The 16,945-nt window shown below is 64.3% G+C and carries 19 protein-coding genes and 1 tRNA gene; 14 read left to right on the top strand and 6 right to left on the bottom strand.

The window, feature by feature from the left end:
* The 3 genes from EN738_RS15325 to EN738_RS15315 all read left to right on the top strand — a co-directional run.
* A partial coding sequence (locus tag EN738_RS15325) for a thiamine pyrophosphate-dependent enzyme (RefSeq protein ID WP_245494554.1) occupies nt 1-445 on the top strand: 445 nt, incomplete at its 5' end.
* Between the two features lie 8 nt (nt 446-453).
* Complete coding sequence (locus EN738_RS15320; protein WP_127284421.1) at nt 454-1,398, top strand: capsular polysaccharide synthesis protein; 945 nt, start codon at nt 454-456, stop codon at nt 1,396-1,398.
* 105 nt (nt 1,399-1,503) lie between these two features.
* Nucleotides 1,504-2,211 carry an SDR family NAD(P)-dependent oxidoreductase gene (locus tag EN738_RS15315; protein WP_127284420.1) on the top strand — a complete coding sequence of 236 codons (708 nt, stop codon included), beginning with the start codon at nt 1,504-1,506 and terminating at the stop codon, nt 2,209-2,211.
* Nucleotides 2,212-2,441: 230 nt separating this feature from the next.
* Here EN738_RS15315 and rpsA read toward each other — a convergent pair whose 3' ends face one another.
* From rpsA to aroA, 5 genes are all read right to left on the bottom strand, one after another.
* Complete coding sequence (rpsA, locus tag EN738_RS15310) at nt 2,442-4,139, bottom strand: 30S ribosomal protein S1 (protein WP_127284419.1); 1,698 nt, start codon at nt 4,137-4,139, stop codon at nt 2,442-2,444.
* A 204-nt stretch (nt 4,140-4,343) separates the two neighbouring features.
* A complete protein-coding gene (gene cmk / locus EN738_RS15305) occupies nt 4,344-4,994 on the bottom strand; it encodes a (d)CMP kinase (RefSeq protein ID WP_127284418.1) in 651 nt (216 codons plus the stop codon).
* Between the two features lie 43 nt (nt 4,995-5,037).
* Nucleotides 5,038-5,628: a hypothetical protein gene (locus EN738_RS15300; protein ID WP_127284417.1), complete on the bottom strand. Its 591-nt coding sequence runs from the start codon at nt 5,626-5,628 to the stop codon at nt 5,038-5,040.
* 22 nt (nt 5,629-5,650) lie between these two features.
* A complete protein-coding gene (locus EN738_RS15295; protein ID WP_127284416.1) occupies nt 5,651-6,013 on the bottom strand; it encodes a hypothetical protein in 363 nt (120 codons plus the stop codon).
* An 87-nt stretch (nt 6,014-6,100) separates the two neighbouring features.
* On the bottom strand, nt 6,101-7,459 hold the full coding sequence (aroA, locus tag EN738_RS15290; protein WP_127284415.1) for a 3-phosphoshikimate 1-carboxyvinyltransferase: 1,359 nt from the start codon (nt 7,457-7,459) through the stop codon (nt 6,101-6,103).
* A 205-nt stretch (nt 7,460-7,664) separates the two neighbouring features.
* On the opposite strand from aroA, the gene EN738_RS15285 reads away from it, so the two are divergent.
* The 4 genes from EN738_RS15285 to EN738_RS15270 all read left to right on the top strand — a co-directional run bounded on the left by EN738_RS15285 (nt 7,665) and on the right by EN738_RS15270 (nt 9,607).
* Nucleotides 7,665-8,057, top strand: a complete 393-nt coding sequence (locus tag EN738_RS15285) for a TIGR02300 family protein (protein ID WP_127284414.1) — start codon at nt 7,665-7,667, stop codon at nt 8,055-8,057.
* A gap of 174 nt (nt 8,058-8,231) precedes the next feature.
* Nucleotides 8,232-8,307 (top strand) — tRNA-Ala (locus EN738_RS15280).
* Between the two features lie 153 nt (nt 8,308-8,460).
* Complete coding sequence (locus EN738_RS15275; RefSeq protein ID WP_245494553.1) at nt 8,461-8,796, top strand: hypothetical protein; 336 nt, start codon at nt 8,461-8,463, stop codon at nt 8,794-8,796.
* A 145-nt stretch (nt 8,797-8,941) separates the two neighbouring features.
* Nucleotides 8,942-9,607 carry a DUF2161 family putative PD-(D/E)XK-type phosphodiesterase gene (locus tag EN738_RS15270; RefSeq protein ID WP_127284413.1) on the top strand — a complete coding sequence of 222 codons (666 nt, stop codon included), beginning with the start codon at nt 8,942-8,944 and terminating at the stop codon, nt 9,605-9,607.
* 26 nt (nt 9,608-9,633) lie between these two features.
* Here the strand turns inward: EN738_RS15270 and EN738_RS15265 are convergent, their stop codons facing one another.
* The gene (locus EN738_RS15265; protein WP_127284412.1) at nt 9,634-10,581 is read right to left on the bottom strand and encodes a GlxA family transcriptional regulator; all 948 of its coding nucleotides are present in this window, start codon (nt 10,579-10,581) and stop codon (nt 9,634-9,636) included.
* 86 nt (nt 10,582-10,667) lie between these two features.
* Between EN738_RS15265 and EN738_RS15260 the strand changes: the two genes are divergently transcribed.
* The 7 genes from EN738_RS15260 to EN738_RS15230 all read left to right on the top strand — a co-directional run.
* A complete protein-coding gene (locus EN738_RS15260; RefSeq protein ID WP_127284411.1) occupies nt 10,668-11,360 on the top strand; it encodes a DJ-1/PfpI family protein in 693 nt (230 codons plus the stop codon).
* Between the two features lie 120 nt (nt 11,361-11,480).
* Nucleotides 11,481-12,212, top strand: coding sequence for a FadR/GntR family transcriptional regulator (locus tag EN738_RS15255; RefSeq protein ID WP_127284410.1), 732 nt, complete (start codon nt 11,481-11,483; stop codon nt 12,210-12,212).
* The gene (locus tag EN738_RS15250) at nt 12,209-13,411 is read left to right on the top strand and encodes a PLP-dependent transferase (protein WP_127284409.1); all 1,203 of its coding nucleotides are present in this window, start codon (nt 12,209-12,211) and stop codon (nt 13,409-13,411) included. The genes EN738_RS15255 and EN738_RS15250 overlap by 4 nt, the downstream gene beginning before the upstream one ends.
* Nucleotides 13,412-13,440: 29 nt before the next feature.
* Nucleotides 13,441-14,718, top strand: coding sequence for a sugar ABC transporter substrate-binding protein (locus tag EN738_RS15245; RefSeq protein WP_127284408.1), 1,278 nt, complete (start codon nt 13,441-13,443; stop codon nt 14,716-14,718).
* Between the two features lie 179 nt (nt 14,719-14,897).
* The gene (locus tag EN738_RS15240) at nt 14,898-15,821 is read left to right on the top strand and encodes a sugar ABC transporter permease (RefSeq protein WP_127284407.1); all 924 of its coding nucleotides are present in this window, start codon (nt 14,898-14,900) and stop codon (nt 15,819-15,821) included.
* Nucleotides 15,821-16,669 (top strand): carbohydrate ABC transporter permease, encoded by an 849-nt coding sequence (locus tag EN738_RS15235; RefSeq protein ID WP_127284406.1) that lies wholly within the window; start codon nt 15,821-15,823, stop codon nt 16,667-16,669. Before EN738_RS15240 ends, EN738_RS15235 begins: the two co-directional genes overlap by 1 nt.
* A gap of 3 nt (nt 16,670-16,672) precedes the next feature.
* Nucleotides 16,673-16,945 (top strand): ATP-binding cassette domain-containing protein (locus EN738_RS15230; protein ID WP_127284405.1); only part of this gene is annotated, 273 nt, incomplete at its 3' end.

Genomic DNA, 16,945 nt, shown 5'->3' with positions numbered 1-16,945 from the left:
GCCGATCTATGCCGCCAACCTCTATTACGACCATGACCGGCCGGGCGGCTGGTTCAACGCCGCGACCGGCTTCGGCGCCCTGGGCTACGGGCCGGGGGCGGCGATCGGCGCGGCGCTCGCCGTGCCCGAGGCCTCCGTCGTCTGCTTGACCGGCGACGGCGGCTTCCAGTTCACCCTGCCGGAACTCGGCGCGGCGCTCGATGCCGATGCGCCTGTCACCTTCGTCGTCTGGAACAATCGCGGCTATCGCGAGATCGAGACCTCGATGCTCGACGTCGGCGTCGAGCCGGTCGGCGTGTCTCCCGCGCCGCCGGATTTCTGCAAGCTGGCCGAGGCCTATGGCATCGTCGCCGAGCGGCTTGCCGGCACGGAAGGCCTGGCGGATGCGCTAAGGCGCGCCCGCGCGGCAGGCAAGCCACGGGTCATCGAAGTCACGGTGGATTGAGCGCCGTGATGTCAGGCGATGGCCCGGCGGGCTCGTTCTTCAGCGAGGCAGTGCCGTTCCGCGACCCGCTCAGGCTTTCCTATCTTGCGCCGCTGCGCCGGGCAGCGTCCTCGCGCATCTTGCCCTGGCCGCTGCGCAAGCGCGCCGCCAAGCTGTGCATGACCTGGTCCCGCAAGCGGCTGCATCGGGTGCGGCACATCGCCGTCGATCATTCGCGGTGGTGCTCCGCCGGCGCGCCTGGCGACCTTGGCCCGATCTGGCAATACTGGGCGCAAGGCGTCGAGGCGGCGCCGCCGGTGGTCAAGGCATGCCTGCGCTCGGTGGCTCGCCACAGGGGCGAGCGCAAGCTCGTCGTCCTCGACGACAGGACCGTCGAGGACCATGTCGACCTGCCCGGCCATATCTGGGACAAGCGGCGGCGTGGGCTGATGAACAGCCAGCATTTTTCCAACTTCATCCGATTGGATCTGCTGGCAAGGCATGGCGGGACATGGCTCGATGCCACGATCCTGCTGCGGCAGCCCGTTCCGCCGGAGATCGAGCGCGAGGATTTCTACATCCTGCGCGAGACCGGTCGCCATCCCCGGCTCGTGGAGACCTGGTTCATTCACGCCCGCAAGGGGCACCCGTTGGTCGAGACCGTTCTTCATGGCCTCGCCGACTACTGGAAGGCCCATGACGGGCTCCATGACTACTTCATGTTCCCCTACCATTTCGAGGCTGCGCTTCTCCTGAACGGGGGGCTTCGTCGCGAGTTCCTGGCCAGGCCGCAGGTCGGCGCCGACCGGCCGCACGAGCTGCAATGGCTGCTCTTCGAGCCGCTCGACGAGGCAGCGCATCGCGCGGTCCATGATCGTTTCTGGCTGCACAAGCTGACGCACAAGGCCGAGCGTCCGGCGACCGAGAAACGCCTGCTCTGGGATGCGATCCTCGACGGTTGGCCGGCGAACTGAAACGGTGAATTAGCGTCAACGAAATTTCAGTTGAGTGACGGCGCGAAAGGCGCGAGGTTCGGCGCCGGCGTGGCGCAAGCGTGAAATGGACTGGAGCAGTCGAATATGACGGAAACACTGGACGGCAGGCATATCGTGGTGACCGGCGGCACGGGGGCGCTGGGTGGCGCGGTTGTCGGCAAGCTCCTGGAGCAGGGCGCGGTCTGCCATGTCCCCAACGCCCATGCCGCGGCGCCGCCGCACTTTCCGTTCGCCGCCCATGATCGCGTCAGGCTGGCGCACAATGTTGACCTGTCGGATTCGACCAAGGTCGAGGCGTTCTACAACCAGGTGACGGACCTGTGGGGATCGATTCACCTCGCCGGCGGCTTTGCCATGGCGCCAGTGGAGAAGATCGAATCGGCCTCCTTCGCCGAGATGATGGACACCAACGCCCGCACCACCTTTCTCTGTTGCCGTGCCGCGATCCGCTCGATGCTGACTTCGGGCACGGCCGGGCGCATCGTCAACGTCACGGCGCGAGCCGGGCTCGATCCGCGGCGCGGTTCGGGCATGGTCGCCTATGCCGCCAGCAAGGCGGCGGTCGCGGCGATGACGGTGGCGATGGCCGAGGAGCTGAAGCACAAGGGCATACTGGTCAACGCGGTGGCGCCTTCGACGCTCGATACGCCGGCCAACCGTGCCGACATGCCGGACGCCGATTTCACCAAATGGGTGAGCCTCGAAGCCGCCGCCGAGGCGATCGCCTATCTCGCCTCGCCCACCAATATGGCCATGAGCGGCACGCTGGTGCCGCTCTACGGCAGGGCCTAGAGCTGTTCATCGTTTCATTGAAACGCTGAACCGCCGTATCTCTTTGTTTTGACGCAATTCCGGACGGAAAACCGTTTCACACTTTTCCTGGCATTGCTCTGATATCGGTCGGTCGGGCGGCCAAACAAAAAACCCCGCCGGATCGCTCCGGCGGGGTTCTTGTTTGGCTTGGGCGAAGAGGCTCAAGCAATTCCGGACGGAAAACCGCTGCGCGGTTTTCCTGGAATGCTTTAGTTGCCCTGCTTCTTCAGCGCCGCGCCCAGGATATCGCCCAGCGAGGCGCCGGAGTCGGTCGAGCCGTACTGGGCGACCGCTTCCTTCTCCTCGGCGATTTCCAGCGCCTTGATCGAGACCTGCAGCTTGCGGGTCTTCTTATCGAAGGCGATGACGCGGGCGTCGACCTTCTGGCCGACGGTGAAGCGCTCGGGGCGCTGCTCGTCACGGTCGCGGCTGAGGTCGGAGCGCTTGATGAAGGTCTCGATGCCGCTGTCGACCAGCCGCACTTCCAGACCGCCATCCTTGACGCCGATGACCTCGCAGGTGACGACGGCGTTCTTGCGCAGTTCGCCCGAAGTCGCCGCTTCACCGACCGTGTCACGGGCCAGCTGCTTGATGCCGAGCGAGATGCGCTCCTTCTCGATGTCGACGTCGAGCACCTGCGCCTTGACCACGTCGCCGCGATTGTACTCTTCGATCACCTGCTCGCCCGGACGGGTCCAGTCGAGGTCGGAGAGGTGGACCATGCCGTCCACGTCGCCTTCCAGGCCGATGAACAGGCCGAACTCGGTCTTGTTCTTGACCTCGCCCTCGACCTGGCTGCCGACCGGATGGGTGCGCGCGAAGGCCTCCCACGGGTTCTCCAGCGTCTGCTTGAGGCCGAGCGAGATGCGGCGCTTGGCCGGATCGACCTCGAGCACCACCACGTCGACTTCCTGGGTCGTCGACAGGATCTTGCCGGGGTGCACGTTCTTCTTCGTCCACGACATTTCCGAAACGTGGATGAGGCCCTCGATGCCCGGCTCCAGCTCGACGAACGCGCCGTAGTCGGTGATGTTGGTGACGGTGCCCTTGATCTTCTTGCCGATCGGGAACTTGGTGCCGATCTCCGACCACGGATCGCTCTCGAGCTGCTTCATGCCGAGCGAGATGCGGTGGGTTTCCTGGTTGATGCGGATGATCTGCACCTTGACCGTCTGGCCGATGTTGAGGATCTCGGTCGGATGGTTGACGCGGCGCCATGCCATGTCGGTGACATGCAGCAGGCCGTCGATGCCGCCGAGGTCGACGAACGCACCGTAGTCGGTGATGTTCTTGACCACGCCTTCGACCACCTGGCCCTCTTCGAGGTTCTGCACGATTTCCGAACGCTGTTCGGCGCGGCTCTCCTCGAGCACGGTGCGGCGCGACACCACGATGTTGCCGCGGCGGCGATCCATCTTGAGGATCTCGAAGGGCTGCGGATTGTGCATCAGCGGCGAGACGTCGCGGATCGGGCGGATATCGACCTGGCTGCGCGGCAGGAACGCCACGGCGCCGTCGAGGTCGACGGTGAAGCCGCCCTTGACCTGGTTGAAGATGACGCCTTCGACGCGCTCACCCTTGGTGAACTTCTCCTCGAGGCGCACCCAGCTCTCCTCGCGGCGCGCCTTCTCGCGCGACAGCATGGCTTCGCCAAGCGCGTTTTCGATGCGCTCGACATAGACTTCGACGGTGTCGCCGACCTTGAGGGACGACTCCTTGCCCTTGGCGCCGAATTCCTTCAGCGGCACGCGGCCTTCGACCTTGAGGCCGACGTCGATGATGGCCATGTCCTTTTCGATCGCGGTGATCGTGCCCCGGACAACCTGGCCCTCGCCGGAATGGCCGGCGGTGAATGATTCTTCGAGCATGCTCGCGAAATCGTCGCGAGACGGATTAGCAGCTGACATTGTTTCTCCTGAAGTGCCCCGCATATCGAGCGGGACGGGCGCCGTGGGTTAGCGTTGCGTGAGCCTGCCGGCGTTCCGGGCTGAAGAGCCCTTGGCCGCTCAAAGCGGCAAGTCCGGCGCATGAAGAATGCTGGCAGGCTGGTTAGTGCCCGATATGGGTATTTTCTTCGCCTCCGGCAACGGAAACACGAGGAAAAACCCGGCTCAGGCTTTGTTTCTCTTGGCCAGGACGTCGTCGATGATCGCCATGGCCGCCAGGAACGCGGCCTCTATAGCCATTTCGGACGTATCAAGCAAGTGCGCGTCGGCGGCCGGCTTGAGCGGCGAGTCGGCGCGGCCCATGTCGCGCTCGTCGCGCCGCTCGATGTCGGCCAGAATGGTGGCGAAATCGGCGCTGCCGCCGATGCTCTCGATCTCCGCCAGCCGGCGTCTCGCCCGCACCTCTGCGCTTGCCGTCACATAAAGCTTGATGTCGGCGTCGGGGCACACGACGGTGCCGATGTCGCGCCCGTCGAGCACGGCGCCCGGCGGCGTTTTGGCGAAGGCGCGCTGCTTTTCGACCAGAATGCGCCGCACAGTCGGGAAAACGGCGACCTTGGAAGCGGCCTCGCCCACCGCATGCGCCGACAGCACGGCGCGATCGAGCTTTGAAAGGTCCACCTGCCGCGCCGCGGTTTCCGCCGCCGAGACATTGTCGAGCGGCAGGCCGAGCTGCAGCAGCGCATGCGCGACGGCGCGATAGGTGAGGCCGGTGTCGAGCAGGTTCAGCCGGTAGTGGTCGGCAAGCCGGCGGGCAAGCGTGCCTTTGCCCGCGCCTGCAGGCCCGTCGATCGCGATGGTGAAGACGCGTGTCATGCCCCCTTAAACCTGTCGGGGGTAGTGTTGACAAGGGAGGGACTTATTCCTCCGTCTTGTCCTGCTTCCGAAATACCCGTGCTATCAGCAAGGAAACTGCGCCGACAAAGACCAGGCTCGCGGCGAGACCGGAGCCGAGGACAGGCAGGCCGGCCAGTTTTTCCACGCCCAGTTGCCTAAGCACCAAGCTCAGCCCGCCATAGGCCAAGAAAACCTGACACATCAAAATCGCATGCTGTCCGCGCAGGGCGGCAGCATCTGCGCGACTGTCCCGCCACGCCTTCAGGAGGACTTCCTTGAACTCTGGCATGCCGGGAAATTCGACCGGCACGGAAGACCTGGCAGCGAACCTTTTCACGTGAGCGATCGCCCGAAAGCGAGCAATGCTCAGAGCCGTATTGCCTGCCACATAAATGATTGCGACGAGCACGAGCCAATGCGTGGCGACGTGTCCGCCGAACCAAAGCAGCACGAGGCCAGCGAGAGGAACCGTGGTCAGAATCGCTGCATAATACTCACGGCAAAGCTGCCTTTTTATGAATTCATGCTGCTCGGGAGTTATCTTGTAGGAACCGGTTCCTCTACGAAATGAAACGATTACAAACCCGTCATCGGTTTTGGATCCGTTGCGCATAGTGTCTGGTCGAAATGTCGAGCTAATGCGCAGCAGGCCGGCGGCATGCCCCTAACAAAGTCAATAGCCATCCCAGCGCATGCCCGAGGAAATACACGCTGAGGATCGCGTAGCCGCCCATTACAAAAAAAATCGCATTTGCGGGCATCTCGGCTTTGGTCATTTCAAGCACCCAGCCGAAATGCAAACCGTATGTGCAACCTACCGGCCCACAGGTAGAACCCACGCTTGGAATGGTAAGCCCGGCCCAAAGCGCCGTGATCAAGCCGAAGCGCGCGAACGAATAATTTCGCTCATTGATCATCTTGGCCACGGATACAGCCTTTGCAACGATCAAAACGACGGCTGCTATGATCGCAAGCAAAATCGAGGCTAGGATGTTCATGGCTCTCCCCAAAAGTTCGCATGACCTTGAAGGATCGGCCTTAAAGAACAATTGAGTTGATAGCCAAATTTGGCGACAATCCTGGGTTTAGGAAATCTCCGCGCCCAGCCCCTTCATCAGCCCCATGAATTCCGGAAAGCTCGTTGCGATCATGTTGGCGTCGTCGATGGTCACCGGCTTTTCGCTCGCCAGTCCCATGACGAGGAAACTCATGGCGATGCGGTGGTCGAGATGGGTCTTCACCGTCGTGTCCGGCCCGTTGGGGTGTCTGCCCAGCCCCTTGCCGCCCGGCCTGCCGCGCACGGCAAGCGTCGCTTCGCCTTCCGTGCAGTCGACGCCGTTGAGCTTCAGCCCGTTGGCGACGGCCGAAAGCCGGTCGGATTCCTTGACGCGCAGCTCTTCCAGCCCCTGCATCAGCGTCTCGCCCTCGGCGAAGCTCGCCGCAACCGCCAGCACCGGATATTCGTCGATCATCGACGGCGCCCGCTCCGGCGGCACGGTGACGCCCTTCAATTCCGAAGAGCGCACGCGCAGGTCGGCGACGTCCTCGCCGCCGGCATTGCGCGGGTTGAGGATGTCGATCCGGCCCCCCATCTCCTGCAGCGTCAGGAGCAGGCCGGTGCGAGTCGGGTTCATCAGCACGTTCTCGATGACGATGTCCGAGCCCGGCACGATGAGCGCCGCCACCAGCGGGAAGCCCGCCGAGGACGGGTCGCCAGGCACCGCGATCGTCTGCCCGCTGAGCTTGCCCTGGCCCTCGATGAAGATGTGGCGCACGCCGCGCTCGTCGGTTTCGACCGTCAGATTGGCGCCAAATCCCTTCAGCATCTTTTCGGTGTGGTCGCGCGTCATCACCGGCTCGATCACGGTGGTGATGCCCGGCGTGTTCAGGCCCGCCAGCAGCACCGCCGACTTCACCTGAGCCGAAGCCATCGGCACGCGGTAGGTGATGGGGGCGGCGTGCTTGGGGCCGCGCAGCGTGATCGGCATGCGGTCGCCGGGCGTCGCCTTCAACACCTGCACGCCCATCTGGCGCAGCGGCTCCAGCACCCGGCCCATCGGCCGGCCAGACAGCGAGGCGTCGCCGATGAAGGTCGTTTCCATGTCATAGGTGCCGACCAGGCCCATGGTGAGCCGCGAGCCGGTGCCGGCATTGCCGAAATCGAGCGGGCCATCGGGCTGGAGCAGCGCGCCGTTGCCGGTGCCGCGGATCACCCATTCGGCGCCGCGCTTCTCGATATGCGCGCCCATCGCCTTCATCGCCGCGCCGGTGCGCATGACATCCTCGCCCTCGAGCAGGCCGGTGATGCGGGTTTCGCCGGACGCAAGGCCGCCGAACATGAAGGAACGGTGCGAGATCGACTTGTCGCCCGGCACGCGCGCCGTGCCGGAGAGCGCTGATGATTTGCGGGCCGTGGCCGGTTTCGGAGCGGCAGCGTGAGACATGGTTTTCCCTGGATGGAACGCCGGCGCACCGGCACTTTTCTTTTGTTGCGGCGGTCTCGTATCACGGCGGACGGGAATGGTCATCCCCTTGGTGCAACGCCTGCGATTGCGGGCTTTTGCGGCGTCGGCCCGAAGCCGGCTTTTGGCTTTGACAGCGCCGTAAACTGCGGTTAAGGGGACCACTCTTCTATCTACGAGGCCTGCTGTGGCAAAAGCTGAACTTGGCACCAAACGCATCGACCCGGAAACGGGTCGGAAATTCTATGACCTGAACAAGGACCCGATTGTCTCGCCCTATACCGGCAAGAGCTATCCGCGTTCCTATTTCGAGGATGGCAAGATTTCTGCCCTCGAAGAGGACGAGGAAGTTGCCGACAAGGAAGTCGACGGCGAGGACGAAGAGGGCGCCGAGGTCGTTTCGCTCGAGGAGGCCGACGAAGAGGCCAAGGGCGGCGACGATCTTCCCGATCTCGGCGACGACGAGGACGATGTGGACCTCGGCGACGACGAGGACGACACCTTCCTTGCCAATGAAGAGGAAGAGGACGACGATGTCTCTGACATGATCGGCGTCGGCGACGACGACGACGAGGTCTGATCAGGCCCCGGGCGCGACCGTTTGCCGGCCTTTTTGGCCTGTGACGAAAAAGCGGTCGTTGAAGGCTTGATCTTGACCGAAGGCGGGGTTAGAAGCCGCCTGCACTTGACGGCGCGGATCCAAACCCGCGCCGGATCTCTTCGCCGGAAACGGCGCCGGCTGACTGCCGGGAGTGGGGCCATAGCTCAGTTGGGAGAGCGCTTGAATGGCATTCAAGAGGTCGTCGGTTCGATTCCGATTGGCTCCACCAAACAGTCCTTTTCCGATGCTCGGATTCGCGGCATTCGCGCTCGCCGCCTGCCAGTCGGCGCCTGAAGCGCCGCCACCGCCACCTCCCCAGCCTGCCGTGGCTGCCGCAGTTGCTGTTCCTGCTCCCCAGGGTTCGGCGGTCTTGGATCCATCCGTGGTGGTCACGCCCCCCGGCAAGGGCGTTCCGGCAAAGTATGCCGCATTTTCGGGCATATGGGCCGGACAGCTGGACGGGATGTATGAAGGCAAGCTCGCCGTGCTGACGGTTTCTCCGCGCGGGCAGGTGACTGTCACCTATGCCTGGGGAGATCTGGCCGACAACAAGCCGGGAGTGGCCGATGGCGCCGGGAAAATCGTCGGCAGCACTTTGAAGCTCGGGCGCCTGCCGAACGGCGCCGACGTCACCGCCACAATGCTTCCCGACGGAACGCTGGCCGCCAGTTATGCGCTTGCCGGCCAGACCTACACCGGTCTGTTCACCAGGCAGTAGCCTTCTGGCGAAGTGAATGGCCGTCGCGGCGCTGGCCGCGATCGATCCAGGCCGAACGCGCGCTGCGGTTCTTCACGATAGTGCGGGCCGGCTTCACTTTGGCGGCGCTGTCCGGACCCGGGCCGAATCGGCTATGTCTCGCCGCATGCAGGAAACGTCCCTCTACGTCCCGGTGAAGCGGTTCCTCGAGAGCCTGGATTTCACCGTCAAGGGCGAAGTCGGCGGCTGCGACGTGGTCGGGCTGCGCGAAGGCGAGCCGCCGGTGGTCGTCATCTGCGAACTGAAACTGCAGTTCAATCTCGAGCTTGTGCTCCAGGCGGTCGATCGCGCCGCCGCCTGCGACGAGGTCTGGCTTGCCGCGCTTATGTCGGCGCGCGGCAAGGGCCGCGAGCACGACCGCCGCTTCCGGGCCTTGTGCCGGCGACTTGGCTTCGGCTTGCTCGGCGTCGGCGGCAAGGGCGAGGTCGAACTCCTGCTCAGTCCCGCCGCCCTGCCGCCGCGGCGCGATCCCAGGCGGCGCTCGCGCCTGATGGAGGAGCATTATCGCCGCAAGGGCGACCCGGCTACCGGCGGCAGCACGCGCACGCCCATCATGACCGCCTACCGGCAGGAGGCGCTCGCTTGTGCCGCCGCCATGGCCGATGGTCCCAAGCGGCCGCGCGACCTGAAAGTGCTTTCGCCGCGCGCGGCGAGCATCCTGCTGCACAATTACTATGGCTGGTTCGCCAGGGCCGAACGCGGCATCTACGCGCTGACCGAAATCGGTCGCGCCGCCGTGCAGTCACATCGGCTGGTCGAGAGCCCGTTGTAGCGAACATTCAGGGCGAGAAGGCGCGATCAGAAACGCTCGCGATAGTCGCGCGGGTTGGTGCCGAGGACGCGTAGAAAGCCGCGCCGCATCGTTTCTTCCGAGCCGAAGCCGCAGCGCCGGGCCGTCTGGCTGATCGCCTGTCCCCGTTCCAGCATTCGCCGCGCTGCCTCGATTCGGATCTCTTCGATGGCGCGGGCCGGTGTCCGACCCGTCGCTTCGCGATAATGCCGCGAGAAGCTGCGCGGGCTCATGTTGGCGCGGTCGGCCAAATTCGGCAGCGAAAGGTCGCCGTCCAGATTGTCCAGGATCCAGCCATGCAGCCGGTCGAAGCGCTCGTCGCCTTCCTGCAGCTTGAGCGTCTGGCTGAATTGCGCCTGGCCGCCGGGACGTTTCAGGAACACCACCAGCTGGCGTGCCACGGCAAGCGCCATGCGTCGGCCAAGATCGGCCTCGACGAAGGACAGCGCGAGATCTATGCCCGCCGTGACCCCCGCCGATGTCCAGACATTGCCGTCACGAATGAAGATCGGGTCGGGTTCGAGCCGGACCGCTGGAAAGCGCCGTGCAAACTCGGCGCAGCGTCCCCAATGGGTAACCGCGCGACGGCCATCGAGCAGGCCTGCGGTCGCTAGCAGGAAGGCGCCGCTGCAAACCGAGGCTGTTCGCGTGGCATCGCGCGAGCGGCCGATCACCCATTGCAGGAGCTCGCGATCCTCGCAGGCCGCGCTGACGCCCCATCCGCCCGGCACGATCAGCGTGTCGATCCCGGACCCATGCGGCGGCAGCAGCGTAGCCTCGAGCACGAGGCCAGCCGACGTCCTGATCCGCGGCGAGGCGGCGACGACCATGACCTCATAGGCCGCCGGTTCGCCGGCCTGGATCTTGAAGTCGTTGGCGCTGGCGAACACCTGTAGCGGCCCGCTGACATCGAGGAGCTGGACGTCGGGATAGGCAAGGATTTCGATACGGCGCATGGCTTTGGCTTGAAACGAGGGGTGATTGGCGATCTTGCCAAAGCATGATGCCTTAGCTTGGCCGGAGTCAACCTGAGGAGATTTCCATGGTCCTTCGTCTCGGCATCCTTGTGTTCCCCAACGTCCAGCAACTCGACCTCACCGGCCCCTACGAAGTCCTGGCATCGGCAAAGGGCGCCGAGGTGGAATTGATCTGGAAGGATCGCGATCCGGTGATGTCGTCGACGCGGCTGCCCCTTACCGCGACAGCCACCTTCGACGATTGCCGGCCTCTCGACGTGCTGTGCGTTCCTGGCGGCGGCGGCGTCAACGCACTACTGGAGGATCAGACAGTTCTCGACTTCGTCTGGGAGCGCGCGGTGCAGGCGCGCTACATCACCTCGGTGTGCAGCGGCGCTTTGGTGCTCGGCGCGGCCGGGCTGTTGAAGGGCAAGCGCGCGACAACGCATTGGTATGCGCATGATTTCCTGGAAGAATTCGGCGCCATCCCTGTCGACGAGCGGATCGTCGAGGACGGCAAGCTGATCACCGCAGGGGGCGTCACATCGGGGATCGATTTCGGTCTTCTCCTGGTCGCGAGGCTGCTCGGACAGGCCGAAGCCGAAACCGTGCAGCTTGCACTCGAATATGCGCCGGCACCTCCGTTCCGCTCAGGCACGCCCGCAGAGGCATCGCCTGCCGTGTTGGCGGAGGCGAAAGAGCGGCTCTCGGCGTCGCGGCGGGTCCGCGAGGAAATGTTCGCGCGCTGGCGCAATGCCCCGGTGCGCGCCCACGGCTGAACCTTCCGGCCGAATGGCGCATCCATGCGCCGTTCGGCCTGTCTCGTCTCGGCTGTTGACTCGCCCGTCGGCCTGTGCAGAAATTGGTTGGACCATTGAACCACTTTAGGCTCTGCCGGCGTGACCGATCTCTTGCCCCCCATCCAGACGACGGCCCGCGACGACGCGGTGCTGAAGGCGTTGGCGGGGTTCGTCAGGCAGGAAGCGCTCGGCCCCGGTGAGAAGCTTCCGACCGAGCGCATTCTGGCCGAGCGCCTCAAGGTCAGCCGCAACACGGTGCGCGAGGCGTTGACGCGCTGGGAGGGCCTCGGCCTCGTCGAGCGCCGTCAGGGCTCAGGCACCTATCTCAAGGCCGCGGTCTCGCCCGACATGTTGCACATGCCGCTGACGCTTGCCGGCGGTAACGATTTCGCCGGCCTGATGTCCACGCTGGAGATCCGCCGCGCGCTGGAGGCGGAGGCCGCCGCGCTCTGCGCCATTCGTGCCGGCAAGGCCGAGCTCGCCGAGATCGAGCGCAAGCTCGACCTGATGGAGGAGGCCTTCCAGACCCGCGCCGGCATGTCGTCGGAGGAGGACTGGGAATTCCATCAGGCGATCTTCCGCGCCTCCGGCAATCCGCTGTTCGAGCAGATCATCGCCGCCATGTACGAGATGTTTCACCGCTTCTGGGAACATCCTCTGGGCGTGCGCGATTTCGGCCATGCCAGCTTTCCTTATCACCGCAGCATCTTCAATTGCATTGCCGCGCGTGACCCCGACGGCGCCCGCGTCGAGGCGCTGAAGCTCATCGCCACCGTCGAGGACGATTTGAAGCGCGGCGCCGCCAACCTCAAGCTTTCGGACCGCAAATGAACGAGCACCCGACCGGTTTCGACCCGGGCCTTTCCAGCAGCGACTATCTGGCCGAGGCGGCGACGCTGCTGGCGCATGACGATCCGTTCCCGGGTGGTCCGGTGGTGCCGCCGATCTACCAGACCTCGCTGTTCACCTTCGCCAGCTATGCCGACATGGCCGACACATTCGCCGGCCGCAGAAAGCAACCGATCTATTCGCGCGGCGACAATCCGACGGTGATGGAGTTCGAGGCGCGTGTCGCGGCTTTGGAAGGCGCCGAAGCCGCGCGCGGCTTCTCCAGCGGCATGGCGGCGATCAGCGCCACCGTGCTCGCCTTTGTCGGCGCCGGCGAGCGCATCGTCGCCGTGCGCAACTGCTATGGCGATGCCTACCGGCTGTTCGAGCGGCTGTTCCCGCGCCTGCAAATCAAGGTCGACTATGTCGACGGCTCGGACCCGGACGGGGTGGCGGCGGCACTCCCCGGCGCAAAGCTGCTTTACCTCGAGAGCCCGACCTCGATGATGTTCGAACTGCAGGACATCGCCCATCTGACGCGATTGGCCAAGGAGCAGGGCATCGTCACCACCATCGACAATTCCTGGGCGACGCCGGTGTTCCAGAAGCCGATCGCGCACGGCGTCGACCTCGTCCTGCACTCGGCTTCGAAATATCTCGGCGGCCACAGCGACACCGTCGCCGGCGTGGTGGCGGGATCGGCCGCGCATATCAGGCACATCAACGAGCAGACCTATTCCTCGCTCGGCGGCAAGCTGTCGCCCTTCGAAGGCTGGCTGCTTTTGCGCGGGCTGCGCACCCTGCCGCTCAGGCTGCCGCATCACATGAAAAGCGGTCTCATCCTCGCCGAGCGGCTGAAGGCGCATGGCAAGGTCGAGCGCGTCAACCATCCCGCCTATTCCAACCATCCCGGCAAGAAGACGCTTGCCGGCTATGCCGGGCTGTTCTCCTTCGAGGTGACGGAGGATGTCGACATTCCCGCTTTCGTCGATGCGCTGAAATTCTTCCGCATCGGCGTCAGCTGGGGCGGTCATGAAAGCCTGGTCGTGCCGGCCAAGGCCTCGCTCGAGCAGACGCCGGGCTTGAATTCGATGGCGCGCTTCGGCGTCAGCCCCCGAACCATCCGCTTCAATGTCGGATTGGAAAGCGTCGAGGATCTCTGGGCCGACATCGCCCAGGCCTTCGACAAAGCAAAAAAATAAACTGAGCGTTCAAAATGGGAGTCCTGAACATGAAGAGACTGACGCTGATGCTTGCCGCCGTCGCCGGCCTGGCGATTTCCGCCAGCGGCGCGCTGGCCGACAGCACAATCAAGATGGTCGAGGTCATCACCAGCCCGCCGCGCACCGAATTCCTCAAGAAGCAGATCGCCGAATTCGAGGCCGCCAATCCGGGCGTCAAGGTCGAGCTCGTCTCGCTGCCCTGGGGCCAGGCTTTTGAGAAATTCCTCACCATGGTCCAGGCCGGCGACACGCCCGACGTCGTCGAGATGCCGGAACGCTGGATGGGCCTCTATGCCAACAACGGCCAGCTCGAAGACCTCGGTCCCTACATGGCCAAGTGGGACGACGCCAAGACGCTCGGCGATCGCGCCAAGCAGTTCGGCTCGACCGTCAACAACACCCAGTTCATGATCCCTTACGGCTACTATGTGAACGCGCTGTTCTGGAACAAGAAGCTGTTCAAGGAAGCCGGTCTCGACGGCCCGCCGGCGACGCTCGACGAGTTCGTCGAGGACTCCAAGAAGATCTCGGCCATCCCCGGCAAATATGGCTACTGCCTGCGCGGCGGCCCGGGCGCCTTCAACGGCATGCACATGTTCATGAACATCGCCGCCGGCAAGGGCGGCTACTTCAACGAGGACGGCACCTCGACCATCAACGACGAAGGCTCGGTCAAGGGCCTGCAGATGCTGGCCGACATGTACAAGAACGGCCTGGCGCCGAAGGATGCCGTGAGCTGGGGCTTCAACGAGACCGTCACCGGCTTCTATTCCGGCACCTGCGCCATGCTCAACCAGGATCCCGACGCGCTGCTCGGCATCGCCGACAAGATGAGCGCCGATGATTTCGCCGTCGCGCCATTGCCGGTCGGACCGAGCGGCAAGTCCTACCCGACGCTGGGCTATGCCGGCTGGGCGATGTTTGCCAATTCGCAGCACAAGGACGATGCGTGGAAGCTGATGGCCACCCTGCTGTCGCCGAAGGACAATCTGGAATGGGCCAAGGAAGTCGGCGTCGTGCCGATCCACAACGGCGCCGACCAGGATGCCCATTTCAAGACCGAGCAGTTCAAGGGCTGGTTCACCGAGCTCAGCGACAGCTCCAAATATGAAATGGTCACGCCGCCGACGCATCTGGAAAACCTCGGCAACTTCGTCGACCAGGTGGCGATCAAGAACTTCCAGGAAGTGCTGCTCGGCCAGAAGACGGCCAAGGAGGCGGCCGACGCATGGGCCGCGTTCCTGACCAAGGAACAGCAGGACTGGATGGCTAAGAACAAGAAGTGACCCTTCTTCCTTCTCCCCGTTCACGGGGAGAAGGTGGTCCGAAGGACCGGATGAGGGGCAGCGCCCACTTCCGAAAGGTTCGCGCCGCCCCTCATCTGCCTGCCGGCATCTTCTCCCCGTGAACGGGGAGAAGGACGCTGTCGCTAACGCCGGCACCCACCCTCCAACGCGAGCACCGTATGACCTACGCAGTGTCCGAAATCCGATCCGCCGCCCGGTCGCGCAAGAGCGGGCTGAGCAAGGCCGCGATCGAGCCTTGGCTTTATCTTTCGCCGGCTATCGTCCTGCTTGTCGTGGTGCTGCTGGTGCCATTGATCATCGGCATCAGCTATTCCTTCCGCAAATTCTCGGCCTTCAAGTCGGAATATGTCGGGCTCGGCCAGTATCAGGCGATGCTCTCGGACGCCGTCCTTGGCCAGGCGCTGATCAACACGCTGTGGTGGACCGTCGCCAGCCTGTTCTTCCAGTTCTTTCTCGGCCTCGGCCTGGCGTTGCTGCTCGACAAGCCGTTCTATGGCCGCAAGGTGGTGCAGGCGGTGGTGTTCCTGCCCTGGGCGGTGCCGTCCTTCCTCTCCGGCCTCACCTGGGCCTGGCTGTTCAACCCGATTATCGGGCCGCTGCCGCACTGGCTCTTTGCGCTCGGGCTGAAGGCCGAACCGACCAATGTGCTCTCCGATCCGGCCACCGCCATGTGGGGACCGATTGTCGCCAACATCTGGTTCGGCATCCCGTTCTTCGCCATCACGCTGCTGGCGGCGCTGAAGTCGATCCCGTCGGAACTGCACGAGGCCGCGGCAATCGACGGCGCGTCGCCCTGGCAGCGCTTCACCAAGGTGACGCTGCCGTTCCTGGCGCCCACCATCGTCATCACCGTCATGTTGCGCACGATCTGGATCGCCACCTTCGCCGACCTGATCTTCGTCATGACCGAAGGCGGACCGGCGGGATCGACCAGCACGGTGCCGGTCTACATTTATGTCAGCGCCTTCAAGTCGCTCGACAAAGGCTATGCCTCGGCGGTCGCCGTGCTGCTCCTGGTGCTGCTCATTGCCTATGCTATCGGGCTGATCGCCATCCGCCGCTCGCTTGTGAGGCATGTCTGATGATCGCCGGTCGCTCCACCTCCTCGCGCCTCGCCGGCGGTATCGGCCTCTACGCGGCAATCGCCGCTTACATGGTCTTCGCGCTGTTCCCGATCTTCTGGACGCTGAAGATCTCGGTGACGCCGGAGCGGCTGCTCTATTCCGAAGGCATCACCTTCTGGCCGTCGCAGACGACCTTGCAGAATTTCGTCACCGTGCTCGAAGCCTCCGACTTCCCGCGCTATTTCCTGAACAGCGTGATCGTCTCGGTGTCGACGGCGGCATTGGTGACGGTCATCGCCACGCTGGCCGGCTATGCCATGTCGCGCTTCACCTTTCGCGGCAAGGCGACGCTGGCGATCCTTTTGCTGCTGACCCAGACCTTCCCGCTGGTCATGGTCATACCGCCGATCTACCGGATCATGGGCCAGATCGGCCTGACCAACAGCCTGACCGGGCTGATCATCATCTACACCGCCTTCAACACCGCCTTCGCCACCTTCCTCATGCAGTCCTTCTTCGACGGCATCCCGAAGGATCTGGAGGAGGCGGCGATGATCGACGGCTGCACGCGCGCACAGGCAATGCGCCGTGTGATCGTGCCGCTGACTTTGCCCGGCATGGGGGCGACGCTCGGCTTCGTCTTCACCGCCGCCTGGAGCGAATTGCTGTTCGCGCTGATGCTGATCTCGAGCGACGACCAGAAAACCTTCGCCGTCGGCCTGCTCACCTTCATCGGCAAGTTCGCCGTCGACTGGGGGCAGATGATGGCGGCCTCCATCCTGGCGCTGATCCCGGTCTGCATCTTCTTCGCCTTCCTGCAACGCTATCTCGTCACCGGCCTCACCGCCGGCGCGGTCAAAGGATAATCGATGGCTTCCGTCACGCTGCAACATGTCGAGAAGGATTATGGCTCGCTGCGCATCCTGCACGGCGTCGACCTCGAGATCGCCGATGGCGAGTTCGTCGTGCTGGTCGGCCCGTCCGGCTGCGGCAAGTCGACCTTGCTGCGCATGATCGCCGGGCTGGAGGAGGTTTCGGGCGGCGAGATCCGCATCGGCGAGCGGCTGGTCAACGATGTGGCGCCCAAGGACCGCGACATCGCCATGGTGTTCCAGTCCTACGCGCTCTACCCGCATATGGAC

Origin of the sequence: Mesorhizobium sp. M4B.F.Ca.ET.017.02.2.1, from assembly GCF_003998955.1 — a bacterium.
Taxonomy (GTDB): domain Bacteria; phylum Pseudomonadota; class Alphaproteobacteria; order Rhizobiales; family Rhizobiaceae; genus Mesorhizobium; species Mesorhizobium abyssinicae.
Note: the sequence above shows the minus strand (reverse complement) of the source record. Positions and strands in the feature narration are given on the sequence as shown.